Raw genomic sequence first — 15,246 nt, 5'->3', positions numbered from 1 at the left:
TTCTAGAGTTATTTGCATTTCTCTATTTTATCAAAATTCAACCTGCTTTTTTTTAGCATACTTTTTGATACACCACCTTTTAATTTATTGTCAGTCATTCAAGGGAATTCTAGACGAACAATGCTGGAAAATTTTACCTAGTATTAAAATTTTTAAAAATAGTGGATTAAAAGCGGACCGAAGCCCGCTTTTAATCATCAGATTGATTAGAAAAAACCTGCCGGTTTGGTTGAATAGCTCACCAACAGATTTTTGGTTTGTTGATAATGATCCAGCATCATTCTGTGATTCTCACGTCCAATGCCTGATTTTTTATAACCGCCGAAAGCTGCATGCGCAGGGTAGATGTGATAACAGTTGGTCCAGACCCGACCAGCCTGAATGGCACGGCCAGCTCGATAAGAGGTATGTGCGGAACGCGACCAGACCCCGGCGCCGAGTCCGTAAATCGTATCATTGGCAATCTTGATCGCATCATCGAAGTCTTTAAAGGTGGTCACAGCCAGTACAGGCCCGAAGATTTCTTCCTGGAAGGTCTTCATGTCATTGGTACCTTTAAAGATGGTCGGTTCAATATAGAAACCTTGACCCACTTCCTGACGTGCTTCACCACCGGTGAGAATCTGTGCGCCCTCTTCACGGCCAGTGGCAATACAACCCAGAATCTTGTCTTGCTGTTCCTGTGAGGCTTGCGCGCCAATCATGGTGTCGGTATCTAGGGGATGCCCGGTTTTAATGCGTTGTACGCGTTCTACCGCACGCGCCAAAAACTCATCGGCAATACTTTCCTGTACCAAGGCACGGGAAGGACAGGTACAGATTTCACCCTGGTTCAGGGCAAACATGGCAAAGCCTTCCAGTGCCTTGTCCAGATAATCGTCTTCCTGATCCATAATGTCAGCAAAGAACAAGTTTGGTGATTTGCCGCCAAGTTCCAGAGTCACTGGAATAATATTTTCCGTGGCATATTGCATGATCAGCTGACCTACTGCAGTTGAACCGGTAAAGGCAATCTTGGCAATACGTGGATTGGTCGCCAGTGGACGGCCGACTTCGACCCCATAGCCATTGACGATATTTAATACGCCCGGCGGCAAAATGTCCTGAATCAGTTCAGCCAGCACCAGAATACTGACCGGGGTCTGTTCCGCAGGTTTCAGCACAATACAGTTACCCGCAGCTAGGGCCGGTGCCAGTTTCCAGGCGGCCATCAGAATCGGGAAGTTCCACGGGATAATCTGACCCACGACGCCCAACGGTTCATGGAAATGATAAGCAATGGTATCTTCGTCGATTTCGGAAATGCCGCCTTCCTGGGCACGGATACAGCCGGCAAAATAACGGAAATGGTCAATGGCCAGCGGAATATCGGCAGCCAGCGTTTCACGAATGGGCTTACCATTGTCCCAAGTTTCTGCCACGGCCAGCATTTCCAGATTTTGTTCCAGACGATCTGCAATTTTCAACAGGATATTGGAGCGGGTGGTCGGCGATGACCGGTTCCATTGTTCTTTGGCTTTGTGCGCTGCATCAAGCGCCAACTCAATGTCTTCTACAGAAGAACGCGGCACTTTGGTAAAGACTTTGCCATCTACCGGAGAGATATTGTCAAAGTATTCACCTTTGACCGGAGCGACCCATTCGCCGCCAATGAAATTATTGTATTGTGCTTTAAATTGAATTTTTGAACCGTCAGTATTGGGGTCTGCATAACGCATAATCTATTCCTTTATATGATTGTTAGTGGTGCAGGTCGAGCGCATGTTGCCGATCAAAAAATATAGGCGCTTCTGCATTCAGCTCTACTATAAAGAGGGAAAAAGACGGACGGTTGTTTGTTTACAGGCTTGCTACAAAAGACAATATTTGGAGACAAGCAGTAGAAGAATAAAAGTTATAAATTCTAAAGCCTTAATTTTAAAAACAAGAGTTTATAACATTTATACACCATCGAAAGATTGGCATATTTTCAATGCACTTGATTACATTTCGACCTAGTCAGGATTCAAAAGAAGCCAAGCAGGAGAAATGAGGGTAAGTTTCATTTCTCCTTCCGCGTTTATCTAAATCCCTTTGTCATGCAGCCATTGAAACAGTTGCTGATAAACCTGCTCACGCACAGATTGCTCTGAAAGCACCAGATCATGTAAACCGTTCTGGATACTTTGAACCGTGACATCGCCTTTGATTTTTTTAGCATATTTTTGAATGTCTTTAATGCCTAGAATTACATCACTGCTCTGTGCGGCTTTGCCCCATTTTTTAGGATATAAAGTCTGATGCGAATGCATGATCAGTACCGGAACATCGAGCTGAACACCGCGATGAATTTCTTTTTGTGCCTCATGAATGGCACGAATAAAACTGATCCGAACCATCGGGTAGCGGGTCTTTTTCCAGTCCAGACTGAAGTCCCATTCGCCTTTTAAATCCTTATGCAGGCTGGTGGCATACCACTTATTCAGCTCGCTTGGGAATTTAAGGTTGGGAAAAATTTTGGCCAGTCTGCTCAATTGCGGGATGCCGAGCGCGCGTTTGATCGGATTCATGTTGAAGTCATAAAATGGACTATTGACCCAAAGTGCTTTAATTAAAGAATGCTGCGGATGATGTGCCGCATACAAGGTCGTGGTCAGGCCGCCGGTAGAATGACCACAGAGCAGGGCAGCATCGTGACCCTCGGCTGCTATAATGTCGAGTGCCTGGGTAATTTCTGCATCATATTCAGCAAGGTCATACACGTTATAATATTTTTGATGCGGCAGAATCGAACGGCCGTATTTTCTCAAATCCAGCGCATAAAAATCAAAACCATGCTGATTAAAGCGCTCTGCCATTTCGGTCTGAAAAAAATAATCGATAAAGCCGTGAATATATAGAACTGCTTTTTTTGTAGGTTGGGCTGCTTTTTTACGGATCAGGGTTGCTACGACTTTGCCCTCATAATCATCGGGAAAGTTTAAGGTCGCTTGCTCATAGCCTGTCCCCAGAATATCGGGCTGATAAAGCGGTTGCAGTTTACTCATTTTTATACTCGTTGGTCTTATTAAATTTATGTTTTATCCTTGATGAACTGAGGTTTTTTGTCAAACAGAATTTAACTGCTCATTTGGATTAGTAAAACCAAAACCAGTTCATTTTAAAAGTAACCCAAAATCTATACAGAAAAAATAGCGTTATCAGATTATAAAATCCTGCTCAAAGTATTATCAATTTACTAAATGACCCAACAGGCTGAAATCAGGCTAAGCTAGATAAAATAATGAAAGTAATGTGATGATTTTGGCAAAATTGCCGAAAATTGATTAGATGAGTTAAAGAATGCCCAGAGAAAATTTAAATAGTAAACGCCTTTTATATATTCCTTATGCTGGAAATACTCTGTTAGAACTCCCACTACTCAATAAAGGCTCTGCATTTTCTGAAGAAGAGCGTAGAAGCTTTAATTTACATGGCTTGATTCCTCATGTCACCGAGACCATTGAGGAACAAAGTCAGCGTTCTTATCAGCAGTATTGTGCTTTTAGCAGTGATATTAACAAGCATATTTATCTGCGAAATATTCAGGATACCAATGAGACCCTGTTTTATCATCTGATTGAAAATCACCTCAGTGAGATGATGCCGATTATTTATACGCCGACTGTGGGTGAGGCATGTCAGCGCTTTTCTGATATCTATCGCCGTCATCGTGGGATCTTTATTTCCTATCCTGACCGTGATCAGATCGACCAGATTATTCACAATATCAACAAAAAGAACGTGAAAGTGATTGTAATCACAGATGGTGAGCGCATTTTGGGTCTTGGAGATCAGGGCATTGGTGGTATGGGGATTCCCATTGGAAAACTGGCACTCTACACCGCATGTGGCGGGATCAGTCCGGCCTATACCTTACCGATTACTCTTGATGTCGGTACCAATAATCAGCAATTGTTGAATGACCCGATCTATATGGGCTGGCGTGAACCGCGAATCAGCGGCGATGAATACTATGCTTTTATTGAGACGGTGATTCAGGCGATTCAACAACGTTGGCCAGATGCCTTAATTCAGTTTGAAGACTTTGCACAGAGAAATGCCATGCCTTTGCTGGAAAAGTATCGTGATCGAATCTGCTGTTTCAATGATGATATTCAGGGCACCGCAGCAGTGTCTGTGGGCAGCCTGATTGCTGCTTCGCGCGCAGCAGGCAAACAGCTCAAAGATCAGGTGGTTACTTTCCTGGGCGCAGGTTCAGCCGGTTGCGGGATTGCAGAACAGATCATTAAGCAAATGGTTGCTGAGGGCTTAAGTGATGCCGAAGCACGCGCACGTGTATTTATGGTTGACCGCTTTGGTCTGATCACTGAGAATCAGCCGAATTTATTAGATTTCCAGCGCAAACTGGCACAATCTCTTGAAAATGTAGAAAGCTGGGCAGATGCAGAGAGCATGATTTCTCTGCTAGATGTGGTCAAACGTGCCAAACCGACGGTACTGATAGGCGTATCTGGACAGCCAGGTTTATTCACTCAGGAAGTGATTGAAGCGATGGCTGAAAACAGTGTGCAACCGATTATTTTCCCTTTATCTAACCCGACTTCCCGCGTAGAAGCTGTTCCGGCAGATATCTTGCAATGGACCAATGGCAGAGCATTGATTGCGACGGGTAGCCCATTTGCACCAGTGAATTATCAGGGGCAGATTCATCATATTTCCCAATGCAATAACTCTTATATTTTCCCGGGTATCGGTTTGGGTGTAGTTGCTTCAGGTGCAAAACGTGTCACGGATAATATGCTGATGGCCTCGAGTAATGCCTTGGCGGACTGTTCTCCGAAACTGAAAGATCCTCAGGCAGATTTATTGCCGAATCTGGATTGTTTACAGTCAATTTCGAAGCAGATTGCATTAAAAGTGGCGCTTGCTGCGATTGAAGATGGGGTAGCACCGAAAATCAGTGTAGAAGAATTACAGCTAGCAATAGAGCATAATTTCTGGACACCGCAATACCGTGACTATCAGCGAATTACCTTTTAATTATATTCAAGATGGACTCTGTATTATGGCTAGTGGTTTGCTAGCTTGAGTTCATCTGATGCGTTGGTGAAATATAAAAAGCCCTGATCTTTTGATGAGGGCTTTTTTTACATCTAGAGGTGAGAAAGGAGATTCGAACCTCAGACTTTGAACTTAAAAATACTATTTTTTATGATTACTGACTAAGGTGGAAAATGATTGAACAGAAGTATTACCGGGCTAGTTTGTTTTTAGTTATAATTTTTTCAAATATTGATCCAATACAGAACAGGGTTACTTCAATTGAACTTCTTTAAAAAAAATGTCTTTGAAAATATTAAAAAACTGGATCAGCAAAAACAAAAAAAAATAGCTGTGGCTAAGGAGTTGGGCAAGATATTGGTTCAATCTCCAGGAAAATTTATATGGGACAGTATGGCTTTGATCACACAGTCCAAATCCTTCGAATCTAATTCTATATTAGGGAATTCCAAATTAAATCAACTCGGTTTACACCGTTTTCGGGTTCAGTTTGCCGCAAAAATGGCAGCACAACGTAGATTGAAGTTATCAAAGTTCATTCATCCGGCAGATGTCGAAAGTTTTCAAAAAAATGGGTTTATATTTAAAGAAAATTTTTTAGCTACAGATGAGTTTGCACAATTAAAACAAGAATTACTGATGACTCCGCTAGAAACACGGGAAACCCTACAAGGGGATACGGTGACTCGCCGTATGGCATTAGATGGCAAAACCTTGAAGCACATGCCTGTCACCCAACACTTCCTATATTCAGATGAATGGAGAAACCTGCTGAATTATGTTGCCAGTTTTAATGTTCAGCCCATCTCTTATCTGCAAGTTATCTTTTCGCATGTCAGAAAGGCCAAAGCAGATCCTCAAACTAATTTACATAGTGATACTTTTCACTCCAGTGCAAAAGCCTGGCTATTTTTAGAAGATGTTGCTGAAGATGAAGGCCCTTTTGTCTATGTACCCGGCTCGCATCAGTTAAATCCTGAACGCTTGAATTGGGAACAGCAGAAATCTGAGTCAATCACAGTAAAAACGGATGCCATGACCCGCCGAGGCTCTTTTCGAGTCTCTGAAAAAGAAGTGCTTGAATTAGGCTATGCCAAACCGCAAGCTTTTGCGGTGAAGGCCAATACATTGGTGATTGCAGATACCTATGGTTTTCATGCTAGAGCAAAAAGTCTCAAACCTTCGGTGAGGATTGAACTATGGACTTATGCACGTCGAAATCCATTTGTGCCTTGGTTAGGTTATGATCCGCTTTCTTTTCCTGTATTGAAATCAAATTTAGTGCCATGGTATTGGGCCAGTCTGGATTTCTTGGAAAAGCGGTATCAGCGAAATAATCCTTGGAAAAAAGTAGGTAAAAAGTGTGCAGCAGATCCTGCTGTTCTGACCAGTAAATAAGAAACGTTTTGAACTTAGAATACTGGATCGGCCTTGAATATGGACAAAAAAGCTCGTATTAAATAAAGCATAGATTGGATCTTTTCTCATTCTGCTGTCTACCACTTAAGTATATGCAGGTTTATTTACTGGAGGTTTAACTTTCTTCTCTTTATTGATCGCTGTATGATAGTGAAAGTTTTACATAATAAATTTATAAGTCATCGCAATGGAACCACAACATCAGATGCCATTAAGAAAACTCCCACGCCTGAAAGCACGTGGTGGTTTACAGGTGATGTATGCATCGATACGTGCATTATTGCTTCGGGAATTACAAACCCGCTTTGGTCAATACCGTCTAGGCTATTTATGGGTTTTTTTAGAGCCTTTATTGACTATTGGGATCATGGTGGTACTTTTTGGGACCGTCATGCAAAGAACACTACCGGGGATGGATTATGCTGTTTTTTTAATTAATGGCATTATTCCTTTCTTTATGTTTAGAACGGGAGTGACTTTGGGGATCAGTGCCACTGAATCCAACCGGGGCTTGTTTAGCTATCGTCCAGTCAAACCGATCGATGCTTTACTGGCACGAAATATTCTTGAGTTTCTGCTTAAATTTACCGCCTATATTGCTTTCACTGCAGCATTTTTATGGTTTGGCTATAGCATCAGTTTTGAACAAATTCCACAACTTCTAGGCTATTGGGCGCTCTTATTTATATTTATGCTGGCGTGTAGTCTTATTTTTATTGTGATTGGCGATTTTTCAAAAGAAATAGGGAAATTTCTTTCAGTATTCTTTTTAATTCTTTATTTTTTATCGGGTATTTTATATTCCATTCATATTATTCCAGTGGAATATCGCGAATATTTATTATTCAACCCCTTGATTCATATCTTTGAGTTAATGCGCCATGCGGTTGCGCCTACTTATAGTTTAGTGCCAGGAATTAGTTTAAGTTACTTCATGATATGGATGATTATTTCTTTATTTATAGGTTTACTTCTGTATAAGCGCTTTGAACGCCGTATGGTGAAATCGAAATGATTGAACTCAAAAATTTAACCAAATCATACGCAACGCCTAAAGGTCGGCATTATGTATTTAAAGATTTAAATGCGATTTTACCTGAAAACAAAAGTGTGGCCCTTTTAGGAAAAAATGGTGCCGGCAAGAGTACCTTGCTCCGGGTTATTGGAGGAATTGACTATGCTGATTCTGGAAGGGTAGTTACTAATAAAACCATTTCCTGGCCAGTCGCGTTGTCAGGTGGCTTTCAAGGCAGCCTAACAGCCAGACAGAATGTTCGTTTTGTCGCCAGACTTTATGTAAATAGTCATGATGAAGTTGAACATGTGGTAAATTTTGTTGAAGAGTTTGCTGAAATTGGTAAATACTTTGATATGCCAATGAAAAGTTACTCGAGTGGTATGCGTAGCCGGATCGGGTTCGGATTGAGTATGGCCTTTAATTTTGATTATTATTTGCTCGATGAAGCCGGTGCGGTAGGGGATGCTTCTTTTCGAAAAAAGAGTCAGGCTTTACTTGACGAACTTAAAGAAAATTCAAATATTATTATGGTTTCTCATGACTTAAAAGACTTGACCCGCAATTGTGATGTCGCTTTCTTGGTGCGGGATGGTAAAGCAGAATATTTTGATAATGTGCAAGATGCAGTAGGGGTATATAAAGCGTATGCAAGCTAAAATAAATAAGCGGCTTTGGATTGCCTATACCTGCTGTGTTCTTATTCCGGTATTGATTATTGTATTTTATCTTTTTGCCTTTGCGAAAGACCGTTTTCAGTCTTCTTCGATACTGTTGGTGAAGCAGGTGGCAGATACGCCAGTGGCTGATACTGCAGGAATAGGCGCTTTGTTGGGCGTGCCAAATACCAGTCGTGAAGACTCGCAAATTCTGAAAGAATATATTGGTTCTCGCGATATGATCGAGAGGCTGGATCAAACGCTGAATCTGCGTAAAGAATTTTCATCAGTTAGTGATCCAATCTTTGCTCTGCCTCAAGATGCCTCAATCGAAGACTTGGTCGAATATTTTAATAAAATGATTAAAGTCGAACTTGATGAGCAAACCATGATGCTACATGTGCATGCTCAGGGATTTTCGCCAGAGTTCTCACTGAAACTCAATCAAGAAGTATTAAAGCAAAGTGATGAGTTTATCAATGAAATTTCCCAGACCATTGCGCAAGAGCAACAAGTATTTGCGGAGAAACAATATACAGAAGCAACAGCGCAGTTAGATGAGGCTCGTCAGGCTGTACTCCAGTACCAAAATGAAAATGAAATTTTTGATCCCGAATTACAAGCCAAAGCGGTGGCTACACTGATTGCAGGTTTACAGACCAGTTTGGCACAATTGAAAACTGAAGAGCGCACTTTACTTAGTTATTTGACGCCTGAAGCACCTCAAGTGGTGGCGTTACGGAGTCAGATCGCAGCCTTGCAACAGCAAATTAATACTGAAAGTTCAAAATTGACTTCACCGAATAACTTAAAACTGAATAAGAATGTAGCTGACTTTGAAGCACTGAAAGCGCAGGTTGAATTTGCCGCTGATCTTTATAAAATCTCTTTGGTATCTTTGGAAAAAGCGCGTTTAGAAGCTTCACGTAAGCTCAAGAAATTGGTGGTGATTGCGACACCGCGTTTAGCTCAGGATGCTTTATATCCGCGGAAAGTGTATATCAGTCTGACTTCATTTATTTTATTGAATATTATTTTTGGAATTGGATTACTCATCCATTCTATTATCCGTGAGCACAAAGAATAAATTATGAAAAAAATTGCGTTGTTATCAGTTTTATCATTGGCCTGTGCGACGGCAAGTCATGCATTGGATCAAGCTTTATTGCCCGCAGAAGTGTCAAATGCTATGGGGGCTAATTTTGGACAGACACCGAATATTACACCTCTTTCCACTCAATCTGTGGTTGAGCTTTCTCCAAGTAGTTCAATGAAATACCAAGCTCAAAATAAAATGTTTGGTTCACAGCTGTTTAAAGGTGCTTTTGCTTCTACTGCAGGGTCGACCTTCAATAGTAGTTATCAGATTAACCCGGGCGATAATATTAATTTACGCCTTTGGGGTGCTTATCAATTTAACGGTACCCAAACCGTCGATCCACAAGGCAATATTTTTATTCCCAATGTCGGACCGGTCAAAGTGGCAGGGGTGCGTAATGGCAATCTGCAATCTGTGATTGAAGCACAGGTTCGCCGTATTTATGTCTCTAATGTTGGCGTCTATGCGGCCCTTGAGCAAGCCCAACCCGTGAAGGTGATGGTCACTGGTTTTGTCAATCAGCCCGGTAATTATGGGGGGGTGGCGAATGATAGTGTGATTGCGTACCTGGACCGCGCGGGTGGGGTGGATCCGGAGCGTGGCAGTTATATTGATATTAAAGTCATGCGCAATGGACAAACAGTGCAGCAGGTCGATTTATATGACTTTTTACTGCAAGGCCAGATTCGTCCTTTTTCCTTCCGTGATGGGGATGTGATTGTGGTCGGGCAACGTACCCATACCTTTAATGTCTCTGGTGAAGTCTATAACCAGAATGATTTCGAGTCTAACTCGCCCGCAGTCACGCTGGCACAAGCATTGGCATTTGCCAAGCTTAAGCCAGGGGCAACTAATGTCAGTATTCAGCGTCGGCAAGGTGCAGAGTATAGAAGTGAATATTACTCACTGAACCAAGCGCATAATGTGATGGTGGAAGATGGAGATCTTGTCACCGTTACAGCTGACCGCTATGCAGGTACCATTCAAGTGCGTGTTGATGGTGCACATAATGGTGCCCACGCTATTGTACTGCCTTATGGCGCCAAACTGAGTGATGTATTAACGCAGCTACAACCGAATGCTTTAGCGGAAGTGGAATCTTTGCAATTATTCCGTCCTTCTGTGGCCAAGCGTCAAAAAGAGATGTTAAATGTTGCTTTGGATAAGTTGGAAGAAACAACATTTAATGCCCGTTCAAGCACACAGGAAGAAGCAGCTTTACGTTTGCGTGATGCTGAACTGGTAAAACAATTCATTGCTAAAGCACGTCAAGTTGAACCTAAGGGACAGGTGGTGCTGAATCCAGACACTTTCCAAAATGTAATTTTGGAACAGGGAGATATTTTATATATTCCTGAAAAAACCTCTGTGGTCATGGTGCATGGTGAAGTTGCTTTCCCAAATGGTATTGAATATAGAAATGGTTTAAGTGCCAAAAACTATATTGAGCAGGTCGGTGGTTTTAGCCAAAAATCGAATAAATCCAAAGTGATTGTGATTCGACAAAATGGTAAGGCTGAACTGGTGCGTAAAGGCGAAAAAATTAAGCAAGGTGATGAGATTTTAGTCTTGCCTAAAGCGCAGACTAAGGGTATTGAGTTAACGCGTGGTATTACTCAAGTGTTGTATCAAATTGCAGTAGCGGCGAAAGTTGCTTTAGATTTATAAGAATGAGGAAGTTTAAGTGATAACACAATTAGAAAGTTTTTTCGTAAAAGAAAATATATCTGTAACACCTAAAGATATTACCTATTGTTTATGTATAAGAGTAAGTGATATTACCCCTTGGATTTTAGAAAGATTAGAGTTTTGCTTAAGTTATTATAGTCCACAGCCGGAAATTAATGTTGTAGATTTTGGCTCTGAGGATTTTTTTGCTACAGAGATTAAAAATATTTGTGAAAAATATGGAGCAAATTATATTTTTGAGAATGATAGAGAGGAATTTTCACTAGCTAAAGCACGTAATATTGCTGTTAATAATGTAAAAACTAAATATTTTCTTTTATCTGATATAGATTTTGTATTTGATAAAAATATTTTTGCTAATTTAGCGAAAGATGCAGAACAATTAAAAATGCATATTTATCCAAAAAGATTTTTAACAATGTCAATATGTCATTTAGAGGAAAATGAAACAAATAAATTTTGGAATAGTGAAGATAAAGTAAGTTTTATCAAAGAGTTAGATTATTTTGTTTCTAAAGCTGAATATGGAAAAGATATAGAATTCTATACAAGCTATAGTAATGTATTTTTCATGACTAAGGAACTATTTAATTTAATAGGAGGATACTGTGACAAATTTAGAGGGCATGGTTCAGAAGATTTTGATTTAATGTTAAGAATTGGGTTGATCTGCTCAGATATCCCTAAGCCAGAACAATTAAATAAAGACTTTTATGGTCCATTAAAAGATTCTTTTTGGGGAGATAAAAATTATTCAGGTTTCAGAAGATATATTGAAGCTGTGATGTTTTCTAATGAAAGTCTAGGATATAAAGCTTACCATTTATGGCATCCAAAACCAAAAAATAATGGTTATTGGACTAATAACAATGACTGGAAGAGAGAGAAATTTAATGAAGTGATTTCAGCTTATATTGAAAAAGAGGAAAAGGTATTAGAAGCTGATTATTTAATTAAAGATAAAAACTGTCTTTGCTTAATGAATGACTATAAAAACTGGAGATATTTTTTACCATTAAAATATCTTGGTTATAATTTAAAAGTTTTATCAAGGAATAATTTGGAAGAAATTGTCGAAGGTTATAAGCTTATTTCTGAAGGCAAAGTTGATTTTTTATGTATGTTTAATCCATATATGAAAAGTCATAAGAAATATAAGGATTTATTTGATTTTGCAAAGAAAAATGGTGTAGAGGTTTCAGTTGTAGAGCGAGGAGGTCTGCCAAATTCTATCTATTATGCTAACCAAGTTAGTTATGATGATAATGACTTTAAAAATACAAAAATATTAGATAAAGAACTAAGTGAAGAAGATATTTTTTTAACAAAAAACTATATAAATAGTTTAGTAACAGGGTCTCATACTTTAGAGTCAATGGAGACTTATGATGAAACGATTTCTAAACCAAGCATAGAAATACTCAAATTTAAACAATCTATTTTTATTCCTCTTCAACTTAATGATGATATGGCTGTTACATTTTTTAATGAAGGTTATTTAAAATATGACGAGTTTTTAGATGAATTAGAAAATACTATAATTAAAAATAAAAATATCCAATTTGTCATTAAGCCACACCCATTAGATAAAAAAGCTAATAGATTTAATTATGAAAATGTAACCAATTTAAATAATGAGAATATACATGCTGTAATAGATTGTGTAAATGCTGTTCTTTTATATAATTCAGGCGTGGGGTTGTTAGCGCTTGCACATAATAAACCTGTTTATACTGTTGGTAATGCATATTATAGTTTTAATGGTACATTGACTAAGCAGATAGAAAGTCTGGAGATTATTATTAAAGACTTATATACTAATGAAGTATTTGATTTAAATGAAAGTAAAACTATAAGATTGTTTAACTGGTTGATTACAGAAAAATATAGTTGGTTTACTGCAAAAGATATTATTAAAGAGTTTGATAATAGAAAATCACATGCCTACGATTATATTAATGTCGAGTTTTTTAACTTTAAAGGAAAAACATGGTTTTCTGGTTTAAATCCCCTTTTTAGCTATAATAATAGAAGTTATTTAAATGCTATGTTAAGAGTAGAGAACCGTAAAAACTCATCTATTAAAGATAAAAATGAGAAAAAGCCCTTAAAAAATATTAATGTAACTGCTGAGCAGACATCAATTTTTATGAAAAAGGTGAAAAAGCTTCAGAGAGATCCAAAAGCTTTTGTGGTGGATTTTATTAAGAAAAGAATATAAATATAGGATAAATTTCCTTTTTAATTGGATGTGGAAATGTTAAATTATTTAGATAACTTATTGAATGAAAATAAAATTGAAGGTTATGGGTTTGTTGAGGAGTTTTGCTTAATTAACTCTTGGAAGATTAGAGGTTTTTTTTCTATTGGCGCTTATACTAATATTAGTAAGAATGCTAATATTCGAGATGTAATTATTGGAAGATTTAGCAAAATAGATCCGAACGTTAATATAGGTAAATTTCTAGGTGAAAAAAATATATTTTCAAATAGTGATTTCTCTAATGGAATACCTCAAGTAATTTCAAGTGATTATGAAAAAATATCGAAAAACCGATTTTTTTATAATAAAACTCCATTAACTAAAATTGGTAATGATGTATGGATACAGGAAAACTGTATTATTAAATCGGGTGTTACTATATCGGATGGAGTTATAGTTCTTCCTAACTCTCTTGTAATTGATGATTTACCTCCATTTTCAATTTGTTCTGGAAATCCTGCACAAGTAATTGGTTATAGATTTGAATTTGAGATAATTGAGAGATTGCAAAAATATAGATGGTGGGATAAAGATATATTTAAATTAGAATCTGTTAATTACTCAAATATAAAAAAGATATTAAATACAAATTTAGACAATAAAAAATATCAACGATTCTTTGTTGATAGTTTTGATAGTAGAGTAATTAAAGATAATTTAGATCGTGTATTAATAGGACCTTCACATATAAAGAGATGGCGTGATAAAATATATAATGGTGATATTTTCTATCCAAATTTTTATTTAATAGGTTTTTCTGGCTTAAGTCTTTATGATAAAAGTTTAATAAGGTGGATTGATTTTTTTACTGAAATTGGGAAAGAAATTTTTTTAATGGTACCTGATTTTAGAATAGGTAATTCTTATATTTTAAATAAATCTTTAAATCCTACTTTTATTGATAAAGATCTAATTAATTTAGAGAATGATACTATTTTATATAATGAAGCAATTAAAATCCTTGATCACTTTGTAAAATTAAATGATAAAATAAAATTTATTTTTTGGTGCCTAGGTGCTAGGGAAAATTTGAATATTAAGAATAATAAATATATAGTTAATGGGTCTTATAAGCACCCCATATGGAATTTAGAAAAATTAAATAATCTTTATTCTAATAACACTCTGCAATTAGATAGTAGTTTTAACTTTGAAGATATGATTGAAAATGATGGCACAGTTCATCCAACTAACTTGGGCTATAATTTTATAAAAAATATAATAAATGGGAGAACTGCCTTTTCCAATATTAAAAAAAATAAATATAAACCAAATATATTGATTAGAACTTATCGTTGGGATGAAGTTAATAATCTATTAGCTTTATATTATAAAGAAAAGGGTGCAAATGTTATTTTTGTTGTAGATGAAACAAAAAATATCGTTAATATTCCTAGTGAGTGGTCAAAAGTATCTATAAATAAAGATAAAATAAAGAATAAATTTCTAAGATATCAAGATGATATAATGTGGCGTTCAGGAGATTACTGCTATTATTTTGCTTTTGATGAATTTCCTGAAATGGAGAGAGCTTGGTTAGTAGAAGATGAAGCTATTATTTATTCAGATGATTTTTTAAATTTTTTAGAAAAATTTGAAATGCATAATATTGATTTTTACGCAGGAAAATTTGGTAAGAGAGGTAATAAAAATTATTTATACAAAACTATAGATTTTATTAATAGATATCCTTACGGATGCATTTATTCAATTTCTATGATGACTAACTCCTATGCTAAATTTCTATATAAAAAGCGTGTAGAATTAAATAACTATTTTATTCAAAATAATTTAGAAAATGATAAATGGATGAATGATGAATATTTTAGTATTAATATGAGTTATGGTACCCAATATTGTATAGCTGCTCTGCAGGATGTTAGTCGTTGGTGTTGTTCACAGACACTCCATTTCAGTACTCAGAAAGTTTTAATGAAAACGTCAAAATCTCTTAATTTTGAATATCAGAATCGTTTTTATCATCCCATTCTTGTAGAGGGTTTAGATGATTCTAATAGTTTAAAACGTAATAAAAGTTTACTTAATAAGTATTTGTAAT

The 15,246-nt window shown here is 37.3% G+C and carries 10 protein-coding genes; 8 read left to right on the top strand and 2 right to left on the bottom strand.

The window, feature by feature from the left end; translation table 11 throughout:
* Positions 1–206: 206 nt before the first annotated feature.
* Positions 207–1,718, bottom strand: a complete 1,512-nt coding sequence (locus tag PV763_RS09735; protein ID WP_348939799.1) for an aldehyde dehydrogenase family protein — start codon at positions 1,716–1,718, stop codon at positions 207–209.
* Between the two features lie 345 nt (positions 1,719–2,063).
* Positions 2,064–3,026, bottom strand: coding sequence for an alpha/beta hydrolase (locus PV763_RS09730; protein ID WP_420937778.1), 963 nt, complete (start codon positions 3,024–3,026; stop codon positions 2,064–2,066).
* A 295-nt stretch (positions 3,027–3,321) separates the two neighbouring features.
* Here PV763_RS09730 and PV763_RS09725 point away from each other — a divergent pair, with 295 nt between their 5' ends.
* The 8 genes from PV763_RS09725 (at position 3,322) to PV763_RS09690 (ending at position 15,245) form a co-directional block, all read left to right on the top strand.
* Positions 3,322–5,022, top strand: a complete 1,701-nt coding sequence (locus PV763_RS09725; RefSeq protein WP_420937777.1) for an NAD-dependent malic enzyme — start codon at positions 3,322–3,324, stop codon at positions 5,020–5,022.
* Between the two features lie 414 nt (positions 5,023–5,436).
* A complete protein-coding gene (locus tag PV763_RS09720; protein WP_420937776.1) occupies positions 5,437–6,441 on the top strand; it encodes a phytanoyl-CoA dioxygenase family protein in 1,005 nt (334 codons plus the stop codon).
* Positions 6,442–6,649: 208 nt separating this feature from the next.
* Positions 6,650–7,477, top strand: coding sequence for an ABC transporter permease (locus PV763_RS09715; RefSeq protein WP_420937775.1), 828 nt, complete (start codon positions 6,650–6,652; stop codon positions 7,475–7,477).
* A complete protein-coding gene (locus PV763_RS09710) occupies positions 7,474–8,136 on the top strand; it encodes an ABC transporter ATP-binding protein (protein ID WP_253113597.1) in 663 nt (220 codons plus the stop codon). Before PV763_RS09715 ends, PV763_RS09710 begins: the two co-directional genes overlap by 4 nt.
* The gene (locus tag PV763_RS09705; RefSeq protein ID WP_420937774.1) at positions 8,126–9,223 is read left to right on the top strand and encodes a capsule biosynthesis protein; all 1,098 of its coding nucleotides are present in this window, start codon (positions 8,126–8,128) and stop codon (positions 9,221–9,223) included. The genes PV763_RS09710 and PV763_RS09705 overlap by 11 nt, the downstream gene beginning before the upstream one ends.
* Before the next feature lie 3 nt (positions 9,224–9,226).
* Positions 9,227–10,903, top strand: coding sequence for a polysaccharide biosynthesis/export family protein (locus tag PV763_RS09700; RefSeq protein WP_420937773.1), 1,677 nt, complete (start codon positions 9,227–9,229; stop codon positions 10,901–10,903).
* Between the two features lie 16 nt (positions 10,904–10,919).
* Positions 10,920–13,145, top strand: coding sequence for a glycosyltransferase (locus PV763_RS09695; protein ID WP_420937772.1), 2,226 nt, complete (start codon positions 10,920–10,922; stop codon positions 13,143–13,145).
* A gap of 36 nt (positions 13,146–13,181) precedes the next feature.
* On the top strand, positions 13,182–15,245 hold the full coding sequence (locus PV763_RS09690; RefSeq protein ID WP_420937771.1) for a CatB-related O-acetyltransferase: 2,064 nt from the start codon (positions 13,182–13,184) through the stop codon (positions 15,243–15,245).
* The last annotated feature ends 1 nt before the right edge of the window (position 15,246 follow it).

It is taken from the genome of Acinetobacter sp. AS5 (genome assembly GCF_048957595.1).
GTDB lineage: Bacteria > Pseudomonadota > Gammaproteobacteria > Pseudomonadales > Moraxellaceae > Acinetobacter.
The sequence above is the reverse complement of the archived record's forward strand: the minus strand, read 5'-3'. Positions and strand labels throughout refer to the sequence as shown.